Annotated in this window: 20 protein-coding genes; 2 read left to right on the forward strand and 18 right to left on the reverse strand. The window is 56.7% G+C overall.

Translation table 11 applies throughout. The features are described from left to right. Window positions 1-4: 4 nt before the first annotated feature. The 13 genes from Q371_RS01910 to Q371_RS01970 form a co-directional block, all read right to left on the reverse strand. The gene (locus Q371_RS01910) at window positions 5-967 is read right to left on the reverse strand and encodes a glycoside hydrolase family 43 protein (protein ID WP_034335426.1); all 963 of its coding nucleotides are present in this window, start codon (window positions 965-967) and stop codon (window positions 5-7) included. Between the two features lie 377 nt (window positions 968-1,344). Next, window positions 1,345-2,586, reverse strand: a complete 1,242-nt coding sequence (locus Q371_RS01915) for a glycoside hydrolase family 27 protein (RefSeq protein ID WP_245618190.1) — start codon at window positions 2,584-2,586, stop codon at window positions 1,345-1,347. Between the two features lie 23 nt (window positions 2,587-2,609). Beyond that, the gene (locus Q371_RS01920) at window positions 2,610-3,710 is read right to left on the reverse strand and encodes an aldose epimerase family protein (protein ID WP_034335430.1); all 1,101 of its coding nucleotides are present in this window, start codon (window positions 3,708-3,710) and stop codon (window positions 2,610-2,612) included. Then, window positions 3,703-5,199 (reverse strand): alpha-N-arabinofuranosidase, encoded by a 1,497-nt coding sequence (locus Q371_RS01925; RefSeq protein ID WP_051963078.1) that lies wholly within the window; start codon window positions 5,197-5,199, stop codon window positions 3,703-3,705. Before Q371_RS01925 ends, Q371_RS01920 begins: the two co-directional genes overlap by 8 nt. Window positions 5,200-5,411: 212 nt before the next feature. After that, window positions 5,412-6,917: an L-arabinose isomerase gene (gene araA, locus Q371_RS01930; RefSeq protein WP_034335432.1), complete on the reverse strand. Its 1,506-nt coding sequence runs from the start codon at window positions 6,915-6,917 to the stop codon at window positions 5,412-5,414. A gap of 9 nt (window positions 6,918-6,926) precedes the next feature. Further along, on the reverse strand, window positions 6,927-7,580 hold the full coding sequence (locus Q371_RS01935; RefSeq protein WP_034335434.1) for an L-ribulose-5-phosphate 4-epimerase: 654 nt from the start codon (window positions 7,578-7,580) through the stop codon (window positions 6,927-6,929). Then, window positions 7,558-9,231, reverse strand: a complete 1,674-nt coding sequence (gene araB / locus Q371_RS01940) for a ribulokinase (protein WP_034335436.1) — start codon at window positions 9,229-9,231, stop codon at window positions 7,558-7,560. Before araB ends, Q371_RS01935 begins: the two co-directional genes overlap by 23 nt. Further along, entirely contained in the window at window positions 9,228-10,265 is a 1,038-nt protein-coding gene (locus Q371_RS01945) for a zinc-dependent alcohol dehydrogenase (RefSeq protein ID WP_034335438.1), read from the reverse strand. Before Q371_RS01945 ends, araB begins: the two co-directional genes overlap by 4 nt. Next, complete coding sequence (locus Q371_RS01950) at window positions 10,262-11,269, reverse strand: arabinan endo-1,5-alpha-L-arabinosidase (RefSeq protein ID WP_211253788.1); 1,008 nt, start codon at window positions 11,267-11,269, stop codon at window positions 10,262-10,264. Before Q371_RS01950 ends, Q371_RS01945 begins: the two co-directional genes overlap by 4 nt. Window positions 11,270-11,279: 10 nt before the next feature. Further along, complete coding sequence (gene arfA, locus Q371_RS01955; RefSeq protein ID WP_034335440.1) at window positions 11,280-12,770, reverse strand: arabinosylfuranosidase ArfA; 1,491 nt, start codon at window positions 12,768-12,770, stop codon at window positions 11,280-11,282. Window positions 12,771-12,797: 27 nt separating this feature from the next. Beyond that, window positions 12,798-13,652, reverse strand: coding sequence for a carbohydrate ABC transporter permease (locus Q371_RS01960; protein ID WP_034335442.1), 855 nt, complete (start codon window positions 13,650-13,652; stop codon window positions 12,798-12,800). 1 nt (window position 13,653) lies between these two features. Then, the gene (locus Q371_RS01965) at window positions 13,654-14,604 is read right to left on the reverse strand and encodes a carbohydrate ABC transporter permease (protein WP_034335444.1); all 951 of its coding nucleotides are present in this window, start codon (window positions 14,602-14,604) and stop codon (window positions 13,654-13,656) included. Between the two features lie 67 nt (window positions 14,605-14,671). Further along, on the reverse strand, window positions 14,672-15,979 hold the full coding sequence (locus tag Q371_RS01970; RefSeq protein WP_034335445.1) for an ABC transporter substrate-binding protein: 1,308 nt from the start codon (window positions 15,977-15,979) through the stop codon (window positions 14,672-14,674). Window positions 15,980-16,539: 560 nt separating this feature from the next. Here Q371_RS01970 and Q371_RS01975 point away from each other — a divergent pair. After that, window positions 16,540-17,571, forward strand: coding sequence for a LacI family DNA-binding transcriptional regulator (locus Q371_RS01975; protein WP_034335446.1), 1,032 nt, complete (start codon window positions 16,540-16,542; stop codon window positions 17,569-17,571). A gap of 154 nt (window positions 17,572-17,725) precedes the next feature. Here Q371_RS01975 and Q371_RS01980 read toward each other — a convergent pair whose 3' ends face one another. Beyond that, on the reverse strand, window positions 17,726-18,481 hold the full coding sequence (locus Q371_RS01980; protein ID WP_034335448.1) for an SDR family oxidoreductase: 756 nt from the start codon (window positions 18,479-18,481) through the stop codon (window positions 17,726-17,728). Beyond that, entirely contained in the window at window positions 18,478-18,810 is a 333-nt protein-coding gene (locus Q371_RS01985) for a darcynin family protein (protein ID WP_034335450.1), read from the reverse strand. The genes Q371_RS01980 and Q371_RS01985 overlap by 4 nt, the downstream gene beginning before the upstream one ends. Window positions 18,811-18,854: 44 nt before the next feature. Here Q371_RS01985 and Q371_RS25090 point away from each other — a divergent pair, with 44 nt between their 5' ends. Further along, the gene (locus Q371_RS25090) at window positions 18,855-19,514 is read left to right on the forward strand and encodes a hypothetical protein (protein WP_051963079.1); all 660 of its coding nucleotides are present in this window, start codon (window positions 18,855-18,857) and stop codon (window positions 19,512-19,514) included. A 43-nt stretch (window positions 19,515-19,557) separates the two neighbouring features. Here the strand turns inward: Q371_RS25090 and Q371_RS01995 are convergent, their stop codons facing one another. The 3 genes from Q371_RS01995 to Q371_RS02005 are packed head-to-tail and all read right to left on the reverse strand — an operon-like array spanning window position 19,558 to window position 24,235. Further along, the gene (locus Q371_RS01995) at window positions 19,558-21,432 is read right to left on the reverse strand and encodes a glycogen debranching N-terminal domain-containing protein (protein WP_034335452.1); all 1,875 of its coding nucleotides are present in this window, start codon (window positions 21,430-21,432) and stop codon (window positions 19,558-19,560) included. Between the two features lie 32 nt (window positions 21,433-21,464). Further along, window positions 21,465-23,036, reverse strand: a complete 1,572-nt coding sequence (locus Q371_RS02000) for a carbohydrate ABC transporter permease (protein WP_034335454.1) — start codon at window positions 23,034-23,036, stop codon at window positions 21,465-21,467. After that, entirely contained in the window at window positions 23,033-24,235 is a 1,203-nt protein-coding gene (locus tag Q371_RS02005) for a carbohydrate ABC transporter permease (RefSeq protein WP_245618191.1), read from the reverse strand. The genes Q371_RS02000 and Q371_RS02005 overlap by 4 nt, the downstream gene beginning before the upstream one ends. Window positions 24,236-24,343: the final 108 nt, after the last annotated feature.

Genomic DNA, 24,343 nt, shown 5'->3' on the forward strand with positions numbered 1-24,343 from the left:
CTTATCACCCCGAGGGGATGGTGTCTTTTTCCGGCACCCCAAACACAGGCAAGCCCTGTTCATCCCAGCCGAAGACTTTGGCTCTGGCGTGACGGTTGGGATCGTAGAGGGGATCTCCAACGATGTCCTTGTAACTGCGGGCGTGGTAAACCAGCACGTCCTGTCCGTCTGGCAGGGTGGTGAAACTGTTGTGGCCGGGTCCGAACTGGCTGTTTTCTTCGCAGGTCTGGAAGACAGGCTCAGGGAGTTTGGTCCATGAGGCAGGGTCCAGCAGGTTGGCGTTTTCAGAGGCATGGATCAGGCCCATGCAGTAATGGTGGTCGGTGGCACTGCCCGAGAAGGTGATGAAAATGCGTCCGTTGCGTTTCAGGACGGCTGCACCTTCGTTGACTTTGAAGCCAATCACTTCCCACGGAAACTCGGGGGTGGTGAGCATGACCTGTTCTCCAGTCAGGGTCCAGGGGTTTTCCATTTCACTGATGTAGAGGTTGGAGTTTCCAGCAATCTCAGGGTCTTTTTGTGCCCAGACCAGATACCGCTTGCCCTGGTGTTCAAAAGTGGTGGCGTCCAGAGCGAAGCTTTCCCAGCGGGTTTTGAGTTGCCCTTTTTCGGTCCACTCGCCCTCAAGGGGATTGGCAGAGGGGTTTTCCAGCACGAAGATCCGGTGGTCAAAGAGGCCGTCTCGGGTTTCGGTGGTGCGTGCTGCTGCGAAGTAAATGTACCACTTGCCGTCAATGAAGTGGATCTCTGGAGCCCAGATGTTGGCGCTCATGGGTCCGGTTTCGTATTTGTACCAGACGGTGACGGTTTCGGCTTTCTGGAGGTCTTCAAGACGTTTGGCACGGCGCAGTTCGATGCGGTCGTACTCGGGGACCGATCCGGTGAAGTAATGGTAGCCATCGGAGTGCAGGTACACCCAGGGGTCGGCGCGTTGTTCCACCAGAGGATTCGGGAAAGTGTGGGTCATGGGGGTCCTTTTGTGATCGCTCACTGCAAAGGTGCAGTGGAAGGGAAAGGTGAAAAGGGTTGATGGCTTTATGTGAACGCTCACATTCTAGCAAGGCCAGCGTGACCAGGTCAAGCCTCTGGCTGCGCCTCACAGGGTAAGTGCAAAGTCACTGTCAGGCAATGCCAACACCAAGAGCCATCAGCAGTCAGCAAGAAGGACAGTTTTCTGGCTGCCTTTTGAACGGAAAGTCTGAGTGGCTTTCCGTTTGTGGCTTTTTGTTTTGCTGTTTGCAAAAGCCTTTTGGTGAGCTTTTTGCTGAAAGCTGAGGGCTGATCGCTGAACGCTTTTTCAAGTGACATGCCAAAAGTCAGACTTTGCGCTGACCCTGCTGCGCCTCAAAGCTGGACTGCAAAGCGGTACAGTTTGGCACCATGGGGAGGCACCCGCACAGCAAGATCTGAATGGGCATTTGCAGTTTCGGCAGTCCAGAGGTCCAAAAACGGGGTTCCTGAAGCCACCCCCAGATCTGCAAGGTTCACACAGATCTGCCCTGAAGCCTCCGCAAGGTTGAACAGGGCAAGGTAAAGCTGGTTTCGCGGGCCTCGGGCGGTCCAGACCACCTGATGGTCTTTGCGGAACAGTTGGCGGTTGCCCTCAGAGGTTCGGTGCATTTCCAGCACTTCAGGGTTGGTGATGAGGCTCTGGGTCCACGGGTCCAGATCACGCAGTTCCCCTCCGAACATCAAAGGGCTTCTGGCAATGCACCAGAGGGTCATCAGGGTGCGCTGTTCTTCATGGGTCAGGCGACATCCTCCCCCATCCACCGAACGGATGCCAATGTGCCCGAGGGGCAGCATGTCTGCGTCCGGCCAGTGGCCCGCAGCACGGTGCGAGGTCCACACATGACACCGTTCAAACATCACCTCGATGTGCTCCCAGAGGTCCCACAGGTCGTCGGTCATGCGCCACATGTTGGCATGGGTTTTGAGGTGTTCGGCCTGCTGCACATCCGCAGGACCCGGCGACAGGCTGAGCACCATCTCACGGCCACACTGCTTCAGGGCGTGTTGGATGAGTTCCACTTCCCCTTTGTGGTAGCCATACAAACGGGAGGCCGCGATGTCATCCACCTTCACAAAATCCACACCCCAGCTTGCATAAAGGTCAAACAGGGATTGGTAGTATTCCTGCGCTCCCTCTTTGGCCGGGTCCACCCCGTACATGTCGGTGTTCCATGGGCAAATGGACTGGGGATGGGCGATGTCTCTGGCCCGTTGTGTGGTCCCCAGAATCGCTGTGTTCTGATGGACCGCTTGTCGGGGAATTCCCCGCATGATGTGGATGCCAAATTTCAGACCCAGACCGTGCACAAAATCGGCCAGAGGTTTGAAACCCTGTCCTCCCTGAGCGCTCGGGAAGCGGTTGGGGGCAGGCATCAGGCGGGAATGGTCGTCCATTTCCAGAGGCACAAAAGGCCGGTACTGAGAGGAGAACGCACCAGGCTCGTACCACTGGATGTCCACAACGACGTATTCCCAGCCAGAGGCCAACAGGTGCTCGGCCATGTATTCAGCGTTTCCCCGCACCTCCGCTTCAGTGACGGATGCGCCGTAGCAGTCCCAACTGTTCCAGCCCATGGGTGGAGTTTGCGCAACAGACTTCATAAATTCAGGGGCCTCTGTTTGAATGCATAAATGGTCTTGGAGTGGTACGTTTCATGGGGTTGTAGGCGTGTGGAAGGAAAATGGGGTTGATTTGGGCTGTCTGGAAAATGCTGGGTCTCCAGACACACCGCCAGATGCTTTTCGTACCTGCGGCCATTTTTGCCAGTGACTGAACCGTCCAGAAAATTCCCCGAGTACACCTGAAGTCCGGGCTCGGTGGTGAAGGTTTCCAGCACCCGTCCAGAGAAAGGATCAAACAGGGTGGCGGCATGACGGAGGCCAGAGCCGCGCAGCACGAAATTGTGGTCGTATCCTCCAGCGATCAGCAAATCTGGATGGTCCTGATCGATGCGCTCCCCAATGGCTCTCGGAGAACGGAAATCAAAAGGGGTGCCAACCACTTCACACAGTTCACCTGTAGGAATCAGTCCGGCGTCTGTGGGGGTGTAGCGGTCGGCGTAGACGGTCAGTTCATGGGACAGAATGTCGGCTCTGGCATTCCCTGAGAGGTTGAAGAAACTGTGGTTGGTCAGGTTCAGCACGGTGGTCCGGTCGGTGCGGGCGTGGTATTCGATGTGCAGTTCATCCAGATCGGTGAGGGTGCAGGTCAGGTGCACCTGCAGGTTGCCGGGGTAGCCTTCCTCTCCGTCCTTGCTCAGGTGAGAGAGTTTCACGCCCACCCCCTGTTCGGAGACAAAACCCGCCCCTTCCCAGAGCACCTGATCGAACCCTCTGGGGCCACCATGCAGGGCGTTTTCGCCATTGTTGCAGGTCAGGTGGTGGGTCTGGCCTTCCAGTGTGAAGGTGCCCCTGGCAATGCGGTTTCCATACCGACCGATGGTGGCCCCGAAAAACTGTGCTGTGGAACGGTCCAGATAGGGCTTCAGGTGATGGTGCCCCAGCACGATGTCTTCCAGTTTGCCCTGACGGTCCGGGGTGCGAATCGACACCAGCACTGCTCCAAATGCCGAAACCTGCACACTGAGCCCTCTGGCGTTGCGAAGGGTGTAGAGGGCCACCTCTTGCCCCTCTGGAGTGTGGCCCCAGATTTCACGGTGCACCGAAGGGGCCTGAAACACGGTTGTTTCGTCAGGCATGGCGGAACCTCAGGGTGGCCATGCTGTGTGCAGGCAAATCCACCACCCACACGTTCCCTTTGCGGTGGGCGTCCAGAGGCTGCAACTGGATGCGCTCAGGGTCACTGTGGCTGTTCACCGCATCTGGGCTGGAAGCAGACAGCATCCGGGCCTCCAACAACACCTCTGGCAGGTCATGCAGATGCACGGTGCTGGATTCCGAAATGTGGCGGTTGATGACCGTGAGGGTGGTGACACCGGCTTTCTGGCTTGCGGTGGCCGAAACCCTTTGCTGCCCGAACAGCCTTTCGGTTTGCACCTCTACGCCAAACCCCATTCCAGAGATGTGGTGCTCGTGCAATTTCAGGGCATGGTAAGTGGGGGTGAGGAACATCTTTTCACCGTCTGTCATGGCAACGCTCTGCAAGACATTCACGATCTGGGCAAGGTTGGCGAGGCCCAGAATGCGGGCCTGACGGTGAAAGCCCTCCAGAGCAATCCCCACCGACAGGGCATCCCGGATGGTGTTGGCCTGCTCAAAATTGAAAGGGCGGTCCTCCACATGGGGTCCCGGACCCCACGGGCGCGTTTCAGGATGCCACACCCCATATTCATCGAGGGCCACTTTGATGTCTTTGCGCCCTCTGGCATACTTGTCGATGGTGGTCTTGGCCCGCACAATCGCCTCTTCGGTGGTGTCGGCCTCGGCGAGCAGGGTGTAGTAATGCTCCTCGGAAAAGCCCGTTTCGGAACCCCCATCGATCCAGTAGGTGTGCACCGACAACTGGTCCACAAGGTCCAGATGGTCCTGCACATGGTCCATGAAAAGGTCGTTCCAGTCGTTTTGCATGTGGTCGGCTCTGGAAGCAGCCACCTCATCGTTGCCCACAGCAACCAGTTCAACAGAAGGATCCACATGCTTCATCATCACGGCGTAGCGCTTGAATTCGGCAGCGTAGGTTCTGGCGTCGTAACGGCCTCCGCAGTCCCAGCTTTCGTTCCCGACCCCCCAGAGCTTCACGTCCCACGGGTTTGCTCGTCCATTGCGTTTGCGTTCCCGGGTGACCGAGGTGTCTGCGGTGCCAGAGGTGTATTCCAGCCAGTCACACATCTCCTGCACAGATCCGGTGGCCATGTTTCCCGCCAGGTACGGCTCGGCTTGAAGCAGTTCGCAAAGGTCCATGAATTCATGGGTGCCCAGTTCGTTGGTGTCCGTGACACGGGTTCCGCAAGAAATTCCGAGGCGTGGGGTGCGCTGACCGATGCCGTCCCTCCAGTGGTAATGGTCGGCATAACATCCTCCGGGCCAGCGGACCATCGGAACGGGCATCTGCTGCAAAGCATGAATGAGGTCGTTTCTCCAGCCTCTGGTGTTGGGGATGGAAGACGCTGGACCCACCCAGAGGCCATCGTAACAACACCTTGCAAGGTGCTCAGCGAAGTGACCGTAAAACCTCGGGGAGATTCGGGCGGTGGGGGTGGTGGTTTTCAGGTGGGTGATGTTGGGCATGGTTGGAAAATCTTTCTGGTCTTTCTGGTGGGGAACAACTGAACTGCATGTTGAAAAGTGTAGGGGCGCAGCGGGCAAGTTCACCAACATGTAGTGAACTGTTCTGCACAAGACAGCGGGCAAGTTCACCAACATGTGGTGAACTGTTCTGCACAAGACAGCGGGCTGCGCCCAACAAGAATCTCAGACGGGCTCCAGTCCAAGCTGGGCAATCAGACCCTGAGGCCCTGCCCGAGTGCGTAATACAGGTCAGAGAACTTGAGTTCCCGTTTCAGGTCACGCAGTCGGGTGTCCTCGTCGATGACCACCAGTTCCACACCTGCAATGGCTGCAAAATCTTCAATGTGCTCAGCGGTCAGGGTGTAACTGTAGACCGTGTGGTGTGCCCCACCTGCGTAAATCCAAGCAGCACAGGCGGTCTTGAAGTCCGGCTTGCATTCCCACACCGCCCGGGCCACCGGAAGCTTCGGAAGCTCGGGGTGTTCCACTGCCGTCACCGCGTTCACGATCAGACGGAAACGGCTCCCGAGGTCCACCAGAGACACGTTGATCGCCTCACCCTTCTGGGAGTCGAACACCAGACGCACCGGGTCTTCTTTCCCACCGATGCCCAGAGGGTGAATTTCCACCTTGGGTTTGTTTTCAGCGATGCTCGGGCACACCTCCAGCATGTGGGAACCCAGCACCTGATGCTTGCCCGGTTCAAGGTGGTAGGTGTAATCCTCCATGAAACTGGTGGACACATTGCCAGACATGGTTTTGAGTGCACGGAGCAGCACTGCGGTTTTCCAGTCTCCCTCACCTGCAAAGCCGTACCCTTTCGCCATCAACCTCTGGACCGCCATGCCAGGGAGTTGTTTCAGGCCATGCAGGTCCTCAAACGTGGTCGTGAAGCCCTTGAAGCCTCCATCTTTGAGGAACTTCTCCATCCCGAGTTCCAGACGGGCTGAGTAACGCAGGGATTCATGGCGTTCCCCGCCTTTTTGCAGCTCTGGGGCCACATCATAAAGGGTTTCGTATTCTGCCACCAGAGCGTCAATGTCGCTGTCTGAAACCGCGTCCACCACCTGCACCAGATCCCCCACCCCATAGGTGTTCACCGAGAAGCCAAAGCGCATCTCCGCAGCCACCTTGTCCCCTTCGGTGACGGCCACAAAGCGCATGTTGTCCCCGAAACGGCAGAATTTCGCACCTTGCAGGTCAAACCACGCATGGGCAGCCCGAGCCCACACCCCCAGACGCTCTTGGACCTCCGGGTCACTGTAATGCCCCACCACCACTTTGCGTTCCAGACGCATTCTGGTGTGCATGAATCCGGCTTCACGGTCTCCGTGCGCAGCCTGATTCAGGTTCATGAAATCCATGTCAATGGTGTCCCACGGCAGGTCCCTGTTGAACTGCGTGTGCAGGTGACAGAAGGGTTTTTGCAGTTGAGAGAGTCCACCAATCCACATTTTGGATGGGGAAAACGTGTGCATCCACAGCACCACACCCGCACACTCGGGAGAGGAATTGGCAGAGATGCAAAAAGCCCGGATCTCCTCTGGCGTGGTCAGCACCCCTTTGAACACCACAGGCAACTGGATTTTGTCGCTGTTGTCGAGTTCAGCAACCAGTTCTCGGGAGTTGAGGTCCACCTGCTTGAGGGCTTCAGGGCCATAAAGGTGTTGTGAGCCAGTGACGAACCAGAGTTGAGGAGAGGTGAGGGTGTTTGGCATGGTGTTTCCTTATTTCTGTCCGTAGACGTTGGTGTAACGGTCGTAGAGTTTGTCGATGTCCTGTTGTTCGATGCGGTCCGGGGTGCCCAGTTGGTACGCGAGGTGCACGGTTCTGGCCACGTCTTCACACATCACAGCAGCCTTGAGGGCTTTTTTGATGGTTTCCCCGAGGGTGAACACCCCATGGTTCTTGAGGATCACCGCTGGAGAACGGTGCCCGGTGAGGGTTTTCACCACTTCCCGGCCAATTTCTTCTCCACCGATCAATGCGAACCCTCCGCAGGGGATGGGCCCACCGAATTCATCGGCCATGGCGGTCAGCACGCAGGGGATTTCGCGGTTGTTGGCAGCCCACGCACTGGCATAAGGGCTGTGCGTGTGAATCACACTGCGCACGTGGGGCATGTGCCGGTAAATGTACGCGTGGGTCGCGGTGTCAGATGAAGGCTTGTATTTGCCCTCCACCACTTTCCCATCGAGGTCCAGAACCACCATGCTCTCGGGGGTGAGTTCCTCAAACATCAAGCCCGAGGGTTTGATGACCATGAGGCCACTTTCGTCGTCAAGGACCGAAATGTTTCCGCTGGTCCAGGTGACCAGTCCCTGACGGGGAAGTTCGAGGTGTTGACGGCAGAGTTCTTCACGCAAGTGTGGCAGCAGCATCCTGCACCTCCCCGGTTTTGAGTTTCTTGAGGCGTTTCATCACGTTGTTGAGGCCCCGACCAAAGTGATCGTGAAGGGTCAGGTACTCTTTGTACATTTCACGGTAGATGCGGGCGTTCTCTGGGATGGGTTTGTAAACGTGTTTTTCCAGCCTGCCCATGACTTTTGCTGCTGCGCGGATGTCCTCGTAGAGCCCTGCTGCAACTGCTGCGTGAATGGCGCTGCCCAGAGCGGGTCCCTGTTCGCTGGTCACGATGCTGAGGGGCAGTTCGGTGACATCGGCGTAAATTTGCATCAGCATTTTGTTTTTCTTGAGGCCTCCGGCAATGATCAGTTCGGTGACCGGAACCCCGTGTGCCCGGAAGTTGTCGATGATCGCTCTTGTCCCAAATGCGGTGGCTTCGATCAGAGCGCGGTAGATGTCGGGGGCTCGGGTGTGCAGGGTGAGCCCAAGAATCAAGCCAGAGAGGTCTGCATCCACGAGGTTGCTGCGGTTGCCGTTCAGCCAGTCGAGGGCAATCAGGCCGTGTTCGCCGGGTCTTTGTTTGGCAGCTTCCCGCTCCAGAATCTGGTGAACGCTCACATGCTCGGCACGGGCTTGCTGGTGGTGGGCCTCTGGAACCGCGTGCTTCACAAACCAGCCGAAAATGTCACCCACGCCGGATTGCCCAGCTTCGTAACCGTACAGGCCCGGAATGATGCCACCATCCACCACACCGCACATCCCCGGAACTTCTTTCAATTTCTCCCCGAGCAACATGTGGCAGGTGGAAGTGCCCATGATGGCAACCATCTGCCCGGCCTCGGTGACGGTGGCGGCAGGAACGGCCACATGTGCGTCCACATTGGCAACGGCAACCGCAATGCCTTCTTTCAGCCCGGTCCACTGGGCGGCTTTCATTGAGAGGGTGCCTGCTTTGCCACCCAGAGGGGAAAGTTCCGTGAGCATTTTGTCTTGCACCACATCCGCAAAGGCAGGATTCAGGGCAGCAAAATATGCTCTGGAAGGGAAGTGTCCATCCTGATGCATGGCTTTGTATCCAGCGGTGCAGGTGTTGCGGGTTTCCTGACCGGTGAGTTGCCACACCACCCAGTCTGCCGCTTCAATCAGACGGTCTGCCTGTGCGTAAACCTCCGGGGCTTCCTCAAGAATTTGCAGGGCTTTGGCAAAGAACCATTCGCTGCTGATTTTGTTGCCGTATCTGGAAAGCCACTTTTCTCCCATGCGGGCAGCGGTTTCGTTGATGCGGTCTGCATGTTTCTGTGCAGCATGGTGCTTCCAGAGCTTCACGTAGGTGTGTTTTTCGGTCTTGAGCTCTGGGAGGAAGCAAAGGGGGGTGCCGTCTTGCAGGGTGGGGAGCATGGTGCAGGCCGTGAAATCAATGCCAATGCCGACCACATCTTCTGGCTGAACACCGCTGACTTTGAGGGCCTCTGGAACTGCATTTCGGAGGACTTCGAGGTAGTCGTCGGGGTGCTGGAGTGCCCAATCCGGGGGGAGGGTTTCTCCAGTGGGGAGGTGGTGATCGATCACACCGTGAGGATAAGGGGTGACAGCGGAAGCCATTTCCTGCCCATCCCGGACACGGACGACCACTGCACGGCCTGACTCGGTGCCGTAATCCACACCGATGGTGTAAAGGTCTTTCATGGTTGCTCCTCCTGCACACGCACCACCACTTTGAGGACCTCGGGGTGCAGACGGGCATGGATGTGAAAAGCCTGCTGCACCTTCTCCAGAGGGAACGTGTGACTGACGATTTCTTCAAGCTTCACCTGTCCGTTCTGAACCAGACGGATGCAGGCAGGGTAAGTGTGTTTCATGCGTCTGGCCAGCACCAGAGTCAAGCCTTTTCTGCGCACCAGACTGTGCTGGACTTCCAAAGCATCATCGCCTGGAATGCCCACCAGCACCAGACGGGCACCCGGACGGCTCAGTTCTGCCCCGAGTTGCACGGCACTGCCTGCCCACGCCGCTTCGAAGACCACATCGTAATCGGTGTCCATGCTGGATTTTTCGCTGTGGGCATCCGTGGCACCCCATTTCAGGGCAGCATCCCTGCGCCAGGACAAAGGTTCAATCACCGACAGTTGCGTGACCCCAGAAAGGGACAGCAGTTTGGTGAGCAGCAGGCCGATGGGTCCAGCCCCGATCACAGCCACCCGGTCTCCCGCATCCACCTGCCCGAGACGCACCGCATGCAGGGCCACCCCGAGGGCTTCCAGCAAGGCTCCAGCATCGTTGCTGACCTCTGTTGGCAGCACAAAGCAGTTTTTTGCAGGAACCGTTAAGGTGTCTTGCAGGGCACCATGGCTGGGATACACCCCGAGGAAGGTGTGGTGGGGGCACAAATTCGGATGCCCTTCCTCGCACTGCCGACAGTGGCCGCAGGCCACATGGGGCTCCACGGCCACCCGATCTCCGACCTTCAGGGGGGAGTGGTCTCCCCCTCTGGCATTTTCAAAGACCTCGATGACCTCTCCGCTGAACTCATGCCCGAGGATCAGGGGATTCTGGATGAGGGTGTCGCCAATCCGGTAATCCTGAAACATGTGGATGTCGCTGCCACACACGCCCACACTGAGCACCCGGATCCGCACTTCACCCGACTGGAGGGGCTTTAAAACAGGACCGGTCTGGACCTCGAATTGCTCGGGTCCGGTCAGGTAGGCAGCGCGGCTCATGGGGCCACCCCATAGTCTTGGGGGTTCACAGCAGGCCAACCTTCCGTGTCCCACTGCAATGCTGTGACTTGCAGGGTGATGCTGCCCATCAGGTCGCCATCGTAGTAGTGGTGGGCCAGCAGGTAACGGTTGCCGTCCTGATAGACACTCTGGCCACCCGGGCCGATGAAACGCCCGGTGGTTTCCAGCAGCAGGCCACCTCCGCCCTGCGCGAGGTCCCGACCGGCTTTGTCCAGATAGGGCCCGGTGATGGACTTGGAGCGGCCCACTATCATTTTGTAGGTGCTGTCCAGCCCAGCGCAGCACCGGTCAAAAGAAACAAAAAGGTAGTAATATCCATCCCGCTCAATCAGGGCAGGCGCTTCAATGGCCCCTCCACCCCGAGAAGCCAGCTTGTACAGCTCGGGATTGCTGTCCAGCAACAAACCTGTTTTGGGGTCCAGTTCTCGCATTTTGATGCCGTCCCAGAAAGAACCGAACGCCAGCCATGCGCGTCCATCGGGGGTGTCCAGACGGGCCGGATCAATGGCGTTCCAGTTGTCCATTCCGGCCTTGCTGCGCAGCACCATCCCTTTGTCTTCCCATTTGTAATTGGGGTTTTTGGGGTCCAGCGTGGTGTTGGTCAGCAGGCCAATGGCGCTTTCGTTGGTGCCAAAGTGACTGGCCGCGTAGTACAGGTAATACATGCCATCCTTCAAGTACACCTCTGGAGCCCAGAGGTTCGGCACCACAAACAGCTCAGGCATGATCCAGTCGGGTTTTTCAGGGAGCACCGTGCCCAGCTTTTCCCAGTTTTTCAGGTCCTTTGAGGCGCGGATCTGGATGTTGCCGTTGCCGTAATACTCGTCTCCAGTGGAAAACACATAGTAGGTGTCTCCATCTTTGAACAGTCCGGGGTCGTGCGCCCCGAGGTCACCGGTCAGTCCCTGCATGTGTCCATGTCCTCCCAGCAGGAGCGCAGAAAGCACCCCCAGTGTCTTCAGGTGTTTTTGGATGGTTTTCATGCCCTCCACCTCAGTAGTCCAGCACCACTGCCGTAAAAGACAGCGGGGGAAGCTTCAGAACGAGTTTGCCTGACTGGAATTCCCCGGCCTCAACCTGCTGCAACGTCACGTTTTCAGGGGCCTCGAAGGAGTTGTGGGCTTTGGGATCTTCTCCTGCCATCTGGTAAACGGCTTTCACCCCTCTGGCCGCCTGACTCTGGAACACCACTTCGGTCTCAAGGGCTTCGGTCTGGCTGCGGTTCACCAGAAACAAGGTGCCTTCAAGGCGCTCCGGGTCAAAACTGGCACTGGCATCGATCAGGGAAACGGAGCCGTGTTTTGCCGTGTCGTGGGTGTCAGACACCACGTTGAGGTCCAGAGATTGCCCTGCTACATGCCTGGAAAAAGCCGCAAACGGATGGAAAATGGTCTGTTTGAACATTCCGTCTGTTCGGGTCATGATCGGGGCAATCACATTCACCACCTGCGCCAGAGAAGCCATTTTCAGCACATCGGCACGCCTGAGGAAGACGTTCATCCACTGGGCGACCACCAGAGCATCCTCAAGGTTGTAAACCTCCTCCAGAATGTGCGGGGCCTGCTGCCATTCGCCGTTGCCGTTCATTTCGCGGTACCAGACGTTCCACTCGTCCCATGAAATGAACACGTCTTTGGGGCTGCGTTTCTTGGCCTTCACATACTGGATGGTCGCAGCAATGGTGTTCAGGTGACGCTCGAAGTTGTGGGTGTAGGCCAGATAACTGGCGGTGTCCTCGTCGCGGTTGCTGGCGTAATAATGCATCGAGATGTAATCGATGTGGTCCCAGGTTTCCTCCAGCACGATGCGGTCCCACTCGGGATAGCTGTTCATGTGGCTGGAAGAGGATCCGCAGGCAATCAGTTCAATGGAAGGGTCAATCAGTTTCATGGCTTTGGCGGCCTGCACGGCTTTCTTGCTGTAATCTTCAGCGGAAAGCTGACCCACCTGCCACGGACCATCCATCTCATTCCCGAGGCACCAGAATTTCACCCCATAAGGGGCTTCGCTGCCGTTCAAAACCCGCAGGTCGCTGTACAGGGTGCCCCCTTCCAGATTGCAGTACTCCACGATGTTGGCGGCATCCTGAATGCTTCCGGTCCCGAGGTTCACGGCCATCATCGGCTGGGTGTTCAATGCCTTGCAGACCTTCATGAATTCGTCGGTGCCAAACTGGTTGGTTTCGATGCTGCGCCACGCCAGATCCCGCTTGACCGGACGCTGTTCTTTCGGGCCGATCCCGTCTTCCCAGTGGTACCCTGAGACGAAGTTGCCTCCGGGGTAGCGGATGGAGCGGAAATTCAGTTCTCTCAGGGCCTCCATCACATCCTGTCGGATGCCGTTCTCATCGGAAAGGGGGCTCTGGGGGTCGTAAATGCCCTGATAAATGCAGCGCCCCATGTGCTCAGCGAAACCGCCGAAAATGTAAGGACTGATGTCGGAAATGGTGCGTTGGGTGTCGAGGTAAAGGGTGGCGTTTTTCATGTGGGTAACCTTTCCATGTGGGGGCCTTTACTCTTTCAGCCCTGTCAGGGTCATGCCCTGCTCGATGTACTTCTGGGCGAACACGTAAACCAGCAGGACCGGAATGGCGGTGATGGTGGCTCCGGCCATGAGTTTGCCGTACTCGATGCCGTACCGGAGGGTGAAATTGCCGATGCCCACTGGAAGGGTCAGCATGTCGCCGTGCACCATGAACTGGGGCCAGAGGTAGTTGTTCCATGCCCCGAGGAAGGAGAACACCCCGAGGGTCACGAGGGCCGGAACGGACAGGGGCAGGAGGATCTTGAAGAAGATCACCAGACTGTTGGCCCCGTCCAGACGGGCGGCCTCTTCCAGCTCAACAGGAATCGAAGAGAAGAACTGGCGCATCATGAACACCCCGAACACGTTGGCCACACCCGGCCAGATCAGCACATGGTAGGTGTCGAGCCAGTTGAAGTCGATCATCATGATGTAGAGCGGAATCAGGGTGACGATGCCGGGCACCATCATGCTGGAGAGCAGAAACCAGAACCACTGTTCGCGGCCTTTGAATTTCATGCGGGCGAAAGGATAAGCGGTCAGGCAGCAGATGAACAGGTGCACGAGGGTGTATGCGGTGCTGGTGAACAGGCTGTTCCAGGCCCAGCGCAGGATGTTGGCATCGGGGGTGTTGAGGATGACATTGAAGTTTTCCAGCGTGGGGTTCTTGGGGAACCACTGGACCGGCTGCGCGATGGCGTCCCCGTCGGTTTTGAAGGCGGTGGTGACCATCCAGTACAGGGGGGCCAGAAAAATCAGGGCCTGAATGCACAGCAGAATGAAACGAACCGTGTCTTTGGGCATTCTGAATCCACGTTTGGAGGGGGTTGCGTTGATGGTCATGTCAATTCTCCCTGCTGCGGGTCACGTCTTTGGCCATCATGCGGAACTGGATGGCGGTGAAGGCCAGCATGATGATGCCGAACACGAAAGACATTGCGGTGGCACTGGAAAACTGGTTGTTGGTGAAACCTTCTTCGGTGATGTAGTGAATCACCGACTGGGTGAGGCGGCTCGGTCCGCCGTTGGTCATCAGGAGGCTCTGGCCGTACAGGTTGAAAGAGGCCAGCACGGTGGTCACGGCCACGAACAGGGTGGTGGGTTGCAGCAGGGGCAGGGTGATGTGCCAGAACTTCTGGAAAGGGCTGGCCCCATCCAGATCGGCAGCTTCGTAGTAGCTCTGGGAGATGCCGCTCATGGCCGCGAGGTACAGGTTCATGTTGAAACCCACCGTCCACCACACGGTTGCAACCACAATCGGCAACCAGATGATGTTTTCATCGGTCATGTAGTTGATGATCGGCAGGTTGAACACATCCCTGCGGATCACGTTGACCAGACCGTTGCCGTTGTCAAACACCCAGCGCCAGAGGATCGCCACCACCGACACCGAGAGGATGCCGGGGGCGAAGAACACCGTGCGGAAAAACCCGCGGAACAAAATGGGTTTTTGCAGTTGCACAGCCAGCAGCAGGGCCACGATGATCAGGGCGGGAACGCTCAGCACCACGAAGATGCTGGTGTTGACCACGCTTTTCCAGAAAAATTGCGCCTGAATTTTGTTGGGATCGAACAAATTGAGGTAGAACTCCAGACCCACAAATGGGGTGATGGTGTTGAGGGGATCCCAGCGGTGCACACTGATCCACACCCCATAACCGATCGGGTACACAAAGAACACCAGGAACAAGATGGCATGGGGAATCAGGTAAAGGTAGGGAACCAGAGGGTTCGATTCATTGAGGGCAAAAATGGATTTGCCTTTCACTTGGGGTTTGGTGGCACTTTTCAGCATCCCTGTCCTCCTTCAGGCAAGGGTCCCCAGAGCGTGAACTCCGGGGATCCATGGGCCGGATTGTGCTTTAGAGACCGAGGCTCTGGCGGGCTTCGTTCACGTTCTTCTCGGCTTCCTTGACCCCATCATTGAGGGCATCTTGCACGGATTTCTTGCCGAGGATGGCGTTTTCCACTGCGAGGAACATGGCGTTTTGCACCTGATCCACCCAGGGCCATCCGGTAGGGATGTAAATGTTTTTCAGATTGTTTTTGATGGGTGCAAAAGGGTTTTTGGCATAGCGGGGATCGTTGGCCACAGCAGGCTGGGTGGGCAGGGCTCCAGACTCGGTGAAAGCCAGCATCTGCTCTTTGTCGGTCATGAAACGGATGAATTCCAGAGCAGCCGCCCGCTTGTTGGCATCGTAGCTGTCTTTCTGGCGGGGCAGCACCAGGTGGGTGTGTGCACCCCATGCAGAGGGTTTGCTGCCCAGAGCGGGTGGGAAGGCCACGCCCAGTTTGATGTTTTTGGCGTCGCTGTAGAAGTTGTACATCCATGCGCCGTTGGTGTTGAAGCAGCTCTTGCCTCCACGGAAGTCGCTGACGGCGGTGTCATCGGTGAGTTTGGCAGGAGAGACCTGGTGTTTGGTCACGAAGTCCACGTAGGTCTGGATGGCCTTGACGGCCTCTGGGCTGTTGAAGTCCGGGTTGAAGTCTTTGTCCACGGTGTTGCCACCGAAGCTGCGCACAGCACCATAAGCGGTGAACAGGGCTCCAGCTGCGTTGTGGGAGACCCCCCAGCCGTAGGTGGCCAGTTTGGCCTGATCAAATCCTGCCTCTCCGGGTTTTTTGCCGTTCTGGTCCACGGTGCATTTCTGGGCTGCCGCGAGAAACTCTTTGTAGGTTTTGGGCAGTTTCTTGATGCCGTATTTGTCGAGGAGGTTCTGGTTGTAGAACATCACCACAGAGACCTGGCTGAAAGGAACCCCGTACACTTTGTTTTTGTAGGTGCCACCTGCCCAGAGGTTTTTGTAGTAATTGCTGGATTTGATGCCCAGCTTTTTGAGGTCTGCTGCGGTGATTTCAGCCACGGCGTTTTTGGCCACGAAGTTGTTGATGACGTTTTCGGTCATGGCCAGCACGTCAGGGGCTTTCCCAGCAGCGACCAAGGGTCCAATTTGCTGGTAGGTGGTGCCCCACGCAACAGCACTGGCTTTCACGCTGATGTTGGGGTGACTCTCGTTGAATTTCTTCACGAGGTTTTCCATGTCAATGCGATCTGAAGCGGTGTAACCGTGAATGAAGGTGAGCTCCACTTTGGGACCCGTGTAGGTGTTGTCTACAGCGAAAGCGGTGGCACTCAGCAGGCAGCTCAGAACGACGATGTGGTTTTTCATGCTCTCTCCTCAGGGGGCGTGAAAGCCATGCACCGGAAGCATCCCTTGTGAAGGAAAGGATGTGGGGGCCATGGGGATGCCCTCTGGTGTTAGCGATCACATTGATTGTGGTTTGCTCTGTGAACGATCACAGACTAGCACCTGAAAGGAAAGCTTGTCAACCGTCTGGCGGATGCTTCTGCACGCACATCAATCAAAACAAAAAAGTCTTTCCCATATGATAAAAATCAAAATGAAGATTTCGCCTAGGTCAAAAACCACCACCATGAGGAAATCAAATCTGCTTGCAGGATGACAAAAAATCACGCAAGCGCTGTGATGGTTCACATGGTTCTCCCCAGAAGATCACCTTCCACACCAGGACAGCACTTCAGAAGGTTTTTGCTTTTGAATCGACTTCCATGATCTCTCAGATGCTTGATGTGCACCCGCCTGTTCAAACAACCCCTTTGATTGAAACACCCTGTTCCATCTTTGTTCTTGACGCGGAGGAAGTTTTTTCTGTAAAGTGTTGTTACCGCTCACTTTACGTGAACATACCCGAGCCCACAGGAGCACACATGAGCACCCCACACAAACCTGCAGTCATCACCGACGTGGCCAAACTGGCCGGAGTGTCTCACCAGACCGTCTCCAGGGTGCTCAACAAACACCCCAGCGTTTCCGAACACACCCGCAAAAAAGTGCTGGATGCCATTCAGCAACTGGATTACCGCCCCAACCTGACCGCGCGCAGTCTGGTCACCCGCAAAACCTCCACCATCGGGGTGGTCAGTTGCGGAGGCACCCAGTACGGCCCCTCCCAGATGGTGTACGGCATTGAACTTGCAGCCAGAGACGCCGGTTACCATGTGATCATCACCAGCATCACCGAACTGACCCGCGACCAGATCAGCGAAGCCATCCACCACCTGATGAACCAGCAGGTGGAAGGCATCATCCTGATCACCCCTTTGATTGTGCAACTCGGGGACATCAAGGACCTGCTGCCCAACGTGCCTTACGTGCTGATTGACGCCCCTTGGGGCATCGATTTGCCCACCGTGATGATCGATCAGGTGTCAGGTGCCCGCAAAATCACCCGGCATGTGCTGGACCGGGGTCACAAACAGGTGGCCTTCCTGAGCGGTCCCCTCCACTGGAGCGATGCCAGAGGCCGCCTTGAAGGCTTCCAACAGGAAATGCAGCAAGACGGTCTGGACCCTTCTCAGGTCATTGAAGCCGACTGGAGCGCAGAAGGGGGCTTTGTGGCTGCACAAAAACTCCTGAAACAAAAAGACAAATTCACCGCACTGGTCGCCGCCAACGACCAGATGGCTCTGGGGGCCATCCGGGCTTTCAAAGATGCAGGCCTGAAGGTCCCAGAGGACATCTCGGTGGTTGGCTTCGATGACATCCCGGAAGCTGCCTATTTTGATCCGCCCCTCACCACCATCCGGCAGAATTTTTCATTGCTCGGGAAGCGGGGGGTCAACCACCTGATCGAAAGGCTCCATGAACCCAACACCGACATCAGCCAGAGCGTGATCCAGACGCAACTGGTGCAGCGTCAGAGCGTCAAAATTCTGAATGGGGCACAGCACTCGGATTGAGGGTCTTCAAACCACAAGTCAAAGCAGCACCTGAGATGAGGTGCTGCTCTCGTTTTGTTTTGGTGACAGGAGACCCTCAAACCTCCAAAGGGTCATGGTGAAAGGGATGACTTGCTGCACAAACGCCCACTTTAAACTGTAGACTCCCTTCACATCACAGCCCATTTCGCATGATTTTCTGGGCCAGAGCAGGCACGAAACGGTGCAGCAGGAGCAGCAAACGGGCACCTCCGACGTGGACCTCCTGTTCGTTGTGGGACAGTCCCTTGATGATGCGCTTTGCCACCGACTCTGGAGAAACCTTCAGGCGGGCATTTCCTCTGCCAGAGGTCATCGGGGTGTCCACCAGAGGCAGCACCGCTTCCATAAGCTGGATGCGTTTTCCAGCATCCTGAAGCTGGTAGCGCAAGGCCACACTGAAGGCATGCACAGCAGCTTTGGTGGCACAGTACACAGGTGCAGTTTTCTTGGGCACAAAAGCCAGACCCGAGGTGACGTTCACAATGGCTGCCTCTGGTGCCTCCTGCAAGATGGGCAGCATCAGGTGGGTGAGTTTGACCAGTCCAGTGAAGTTGGTGGCGACCTCCTGCTCCAGAGCAAAAAAGCCCTCTGGGGGGTGGGTTCTCAGGAAATCGGTGTGCACTTGCAGGGCTGCATTGTTGATCAGGAGGGTGGGCCGGATGCCCTGCGCAAGCAACTTGTCTTTCATGCGAACCAGAGCGGTTTCCGAGGAGACATCACATTCAAACGCATGCAGTGCTGGAAAACGCTGCACGGCAAGGGCCAGTTTCTGGGGATCCCGGCCACAGATCACCACGCGGCTTCCGTGTTGCAAAAAGGCCTCTGCCAGAGACAGTCCAATGCCCGACGCTCCGCCCGTGATCAGAACGGTGTGGCTCTGGAAATTCATGCCTCCTCCAGTTGTTGCTGGTACTGCTGGTGGCCTTGCTGGACCCCCACAATCAGGTCATTGACGGTCAGGAAAGGCACCGAGAACAAGGGCGTGTCCCTGAGGGCCTCAAAGAAAAAATAGAAATCCTTGAGGTCTTGTGCCTGAAACACCACAAAATCCGAACACCTGCCTGTGAAGGCTTCTGCATCACAGAAAGAGGCGGAAACGCGGGTCTGGTGGGCATCGAGCAGGGGTTGAACATGGGTTTCTTGCATCCTCTGGCGCTCTGCTCTGGACAGGGCAAGCCATGCGGGTGAAAACGTGAACAGAAACAGGATGGTGTACATGGGAATTCCTCCTTGCTGTTCAGTTTCAGGGTAAGCTACATGGCATGACAGAGGTTTTGCCACCCAGCGACTGGATCACGGTTCAGAGCCCTCAGGCCGCCAAACTGCTTTCCAGCATCGAGATGCGGCAGGTGCTCGGGCCTTTCATGGGCAAGTCCAGAACCCTCAAAGGGGTCGCTGAAGAACTCGGGGTGGACCTGAATTGGCTGCTCCTCAGGGTCCGCAAACTGCTGAAAGCAGGATTGTTGAACGTCGTGCAGGAAACCCCCAGAGCAGGCCGGGCCATCAAGCACTACCAGAGTGTGGCATTGGGGTTTTTTGTGCCTTACACCCTCACCCGTTTTGAGACCCCTGAGGGTTGGATGCTGGAGGATTACCAGAGCCGGGAACAGGAACTGGCAAGGTGCACCATGCAACTCGGGTCCAGATGGGGACACATTCAGGGGCATTCCACGTTTGGTAAGCGGTTTTTCTTGAGGCAAGATGGTCTGCTGGAGGCCGATTTTGCCTTTGGCATGACCGAACCCGCAGAACTGCTGGAAGAAGACGCTCCGGCCATCCTGAGCGCCTTCATTTACACCGATCTGGACCCAGAATCCGCGAAAGCTCTGCAACGAGAACTGGCCGAACTGGTGGCCCGCTACGAGCGCAAAGGCACAGGGAAACGGCATTTGCTGAGGCTCGGGCTTTCACCTGTGGAGTGAGAGAAACCCCGGAATTGAATCCCGGGGTTTCACAAGAGCAGCTTCAGTGGGTCACAGGGTTCTGAGAAACTTGCACCTCTTCCCTGTTCAGGATGTGCCTGAGCGCCAGAGGAATCACCGCATCCCACCCCTGAGGGTGACATGCAGCAGGGAAAGGCACAGGGGGAGCGTTGTGCCTCTGGTATCCAGCAAAAAGTTCGGAAAGCCTGCGGTCTGGTGCATGGATCGCAGCATCAAACAGGGCTCTGGTGAGGGTGTAGGCTTCGTCTTTGAGGCCGTATTTCCACATGCCCAGTGCAGCCAGAGCGGTGTCATGGGGCCACACACTGCCGTTGTGGTAAGAAACCGGGTTGTACCGCACGCTGCCTTCCGCAAGGGTGCGGATGCCCCATCCACTCCACAGCCCTGAAGTGAACACCGTGTGGGCCACCTCTGGCGCATGTGTTTCAGGGATGATGCCCGTCCAGAGGGTGTGTGCTGCGTTGCTGACCAGCACCCGCATCTGTCTTTTTTTGCCGTCCAGACCGTGGGCGTAATACCCGGCCTCGGGCCAGTAGAAGTGCTGCTGGAATTTGTTCTGAAGGTCCTTTGCGAGGGTGCAGTACACCTCGGATTGGGCCTGTTGACCCAGCATCTGGTAAATCTCAGCAGCCGCGTTGTACGCAGCATAGGCGTAACCCTGCACTTCCACGATGGCAATGGGTTTTGTGGGATCGGGTTCCTCGCCATTTTCGAAGAACACGCTGTCGCCAGAGTCCTTCCAGACCTGATTTTTGATGCCTCCGTTGGGGTCCGGGATGTATTCCAGAAAGCCGTCCCCATCTGGGTCGGCGTCGTGGAGCATCCAGTGCAGGGCAGCTTCGATGTGGGGCATGAGGGCACCCACAAACGCAAGGTCTCCGGTGGCTTTCAGGTACTCCCCGCACAACCAGATGAACAATGGGGTGGCATCCACGGTGCCGTAATAGGGCCTGTGTGGGGTGTGTCCGGTGTTGGTGAACTCTCCAATCCGTTCTTCGTGCAAGATTTTTCCGGGTTGCTCCAAGGTGATCGGGTCGTTTTTCTGTCCCTGATGGTCTGCAAGGTACTGCAAGATGCCTCTGGCAATCTCGGGGTAATCCTGCACCGTCATGTGCCCGATGATCAAAGAATCCCGTCCGAAAGGGGCCACAAACCACGGAATTCCTGCTGCTGGAATCACCCCAGAGCGGGTTTCAAACAGCAAGGAACGCAAATCCTGCACCCCCCTGAACAGCACCTCCTGATCTTTTTCGCTTTGCAGGGTGACGGTGGGTTGCCAGTTCTGGTCGTAATCGGCCTGAAGGCTGGAAAACGCCAGAGCCTGAGGGGTTTCGTTGTTCAGCAGGGGATGGATTTCAATCTGGATTTCGGTGTCGCCCTGCGCCTGCCAGACCAGAGCCTTGCCGTCCCATGCAGCAGGGGGATCACTGTGGATTTCGGTGTGACGGGAAATGCCGTCCTGCCCTGCATAACTGAACCTCAGGCCCTGAGGGATGGCTTGCACATCCACTTTGCGCTCCCATGGTTCAGAGCCACGCACCTGAAACATGTCCGAGAAATCGTTGTCCAGCAGCAGGCGGATGGTGTAAGGCTCGGGTTGGTAGGACTGCACTTTCAGGAGGTCTCTGGCCCCGTGGCGGTGCAGGGCGAGGGTGCGTTCCACCCCGAGTTTCATCAGGTAGCCGAGGTCGTCGTTGCTGGACACCTGATGCAGTTCAAACGGGTAGGCGAGGTGTTGCATCAGGGTGTTGAGCGGCTTGTGGTCCAGTTCCCAGCGGTACAGGCTCAGGAAGCGGGTGTCCCTGCGGTACAGGCCACTTTCGCCCGAGGAAATGCCAAATTCATCGTCTCCGACCCAGTAGATTTCGTTTTCTTTGAGGACTGCACGGTATTTCATGGTTTTGCCCTTTCAGGAAGCACAGGAAGAAGTCAACCTTTGACGCTGCTGCCCACAGAGTTCTCAACGAAGTAGCGCTGGAAGAACAGGAACAGCAGGATGATCGGAATGGCACTGATGACGGCACCGGCCAGAATCAGGCCGTAATCGCCCTGTCCGGCGTACGCCTGACGGAAGTTCGCCAGCCCCACCGGCAAGGTCAGGTTGCTGGCCGGGTTTTGCACCACCACCGAAGGCCAGAAAAAGTCATTCCATGACCCCTGAAAGGTGGTGATGGCCAGCGTCGCCAGAGCCGGATACGTCTGGGGCAGGGTCACGAACCAGAAGCTCTGGAAGGGGCTTGCCCCATCAATGGCTGCGGCTTCATCGAGTTCTCTGGGGAGGCTTTCAAAGAACTGTTTCATCAGGAACACCTGTGCACTGCCCACCAGTCCACTGACAATCAGGCCCCACGGGTTGAAAAAGTTGGGCAACCCAAACAGTTTGGAGAGGCCCCAGAGCCCGTCCCTGAGCAGCAGAAAGTTGCTGAGGAAAGTCACTTGCATGGGCACCATCATGGTGAACAGGACCAGCACAAAGAGCAGGTTTTTGCCGGGGAACTGAAGCCGTGCGAAGGCATACCCGGCCATGCTGGCAAAAATCAGGCTGGTCAACACCTTCACGATGGCCACCAGAAAACTGTTGCCCACCCAGCGCAAGAAAATGCTGTTTCCAGTTTCCAGATCCACCGACTCCCTGAAAGCCCTCAGGTAATTGTTGAAGGTGAACCCCATGATGCCGGGGGTGATGTTGTTGAAGAAATTGGCCCGTCCGAATCGCTCCACACGGGTGGGTGGCAAAGTGGAATCGGTGAGTTGCTGGCCCCGTTCAAGTTCCACATTCAGGGGGGTGCGGTCCAGCACGATGGGACCTTCAAGGTAAAACTTGCCATCTTTGCGGATCAACGAGACCACCGTATCGGCAGGAACATTGATGCGCTGTTCCTGTGCTCTGGGGGTGTCCAGAGTCACATCCACCACCTGACCGTCCACGATGGCTTTCAGGCCCTCGTCAAAGGTTTGTGGGGTTTTGGCGCGGATTTTCTCTCCTTGCACGTTGGTCAGTCTGGGATACACCACATTCAGGGTGTAGGTGGTGATGGAGCCCTGAACCATCTTGCCATCCCGATCTGGACGCTGGGCAGGCACACTCTGGACGGGTTTCAGACCTTGCACCTCTGCAAAATCTGCAGCATACACCGGGTCACGCACCGCACCGATTCCGGCTCCGGGTTGCAACCTGAGGACCTGCACAGTGGGAGGGGTGTTCGGCTGGCCCTCGGGGGTGAAAATGCTCACCTCGAAAGGCACGGTGGCACCGGGATGCAACTCTCCGAAGAAACCCCCTCCCCCTCCGGCCAAGCCCAGACGGTACGCTGCGCCCATGTTGCCAGAGCTGAGTTTGGGCAGGTTCAGGGTGGGCGGGTACTCCAGAGGGTTGTCTTTGAAACTGGTCAGGGTGCCCATCAGGAAGGGGCCAAGCACCACCAGCGAAAAAGCAATCAGGATGGTGTAAATCCAGATGGCCCGGGCAATCACGCGGGAACGGTAGTGGCTGGCGTTCATTTGTTCACCTCGTCTTTGAAGAGTTGGCGCTGCACCAGCACCACAAGCAACGTGAGGACCGCGAGAATCATCGCTGCAGCAGAAGACATACCAGCCAGAGAACTTCCCCCCCGGAAGGCGTAATTGTAGATGTAGTAAGACAGGGTGATGATGGAATCCAAGGGAGCCGCGTCGCCAATCACTTTCACCTGATCGAACATCTGCAGGGTCCCAATCAAACTGATGGTCACGGCATAAAAAGTCACCGGTTGCAACTGTGGAAGGGTCACATACCAAAATTTCTGGCCTGGGGTGGCCCCATCGAGTTCAGCGGCTTCATACAGGCTGCTCGGGATGCCCTGAAGTCCAGCCAGAAAGAACAGCATCAGGGTGGGAATGGTGGTGAAGGTGTTCATCAGGATGATGAACAGCAAGGGAATGGGTAGCACCCCGAATAGCTTGTCGGTGTTGTACACCCAGTCAAAATCAAAAGTGGCCACATCTCTGGGGAAAATCCAGCCCATGAAACTGGCCACCAGCACGGCAACCCCCCCGATGGCGGCACTGATGGCCAGCAGCAGCGGATCGGACCAGTGCACGTAAGTGACTTTGCGAATTCGAGTCAGGGCGTCAAAAGAAGTGGCCTCTCTGTGTTCAGGAATGTAATTTCTTGATTCCTTCAGCCGCTCGAAAATCACCTGGATGATCTGGGCAATGACCGTCACCACCAGAAACACGATGATGTGGGGAAGGAACTGGTTCACTTGGGTGGTCAGGTAATTGGCAATCCCTTTTTTCTGGAACAGCCACAAGAACACCAAGGTGATCACCACCGAACTGGTGATGGAAGGCATGTAGTAGGCAGAGCGGAAGAACATCAAACCACGAATGCGCTGGTTGAGGACCACTGCAAGCAACAGGGCACCTGCAGTCTGCAGGGTGGTGGTGACAAAGCTGAACAGCAGGGTGTTGGTCAAAGCAATTCTGAATTTGTCATCCTGAAAAATGTTGATGTAGGACTGTAGCCCCACAAATCTGGGCGGGTTGAACAGGTCGTAATCGGTGAAACTGAAATACACTGCCCGCACAAAACCGTAAAAGAAGAAAATCAGCAGGGTCAGCAAAAAAGGTCCCAGAAACACCAGAGCTGTCATGGTTTCGCGTCTGGTCCGCATTCTTTCCAAAGCCTTGTGGTTTGTTTTGGTTCTGGTGTTCAACATGACCGTCTTTCCTTAAACGTCTCCCGAGGGCCCCTCCTGCACAGGTGGGGAGCAGTGTGCAAAAGATGGCACCTCGGGAAGAGGAAGTGGTCCCACAGCAGGTTGCGG

The organism is Deinococcus misasensis DSM 22328 (assembly GCF_000745915.1).
Lineage (GTDB): Bacteria > Deinococcota > Deinococci > Deinococcales > Deinococcaceae > Deinococcus_C > Deinococcus_C misasensis.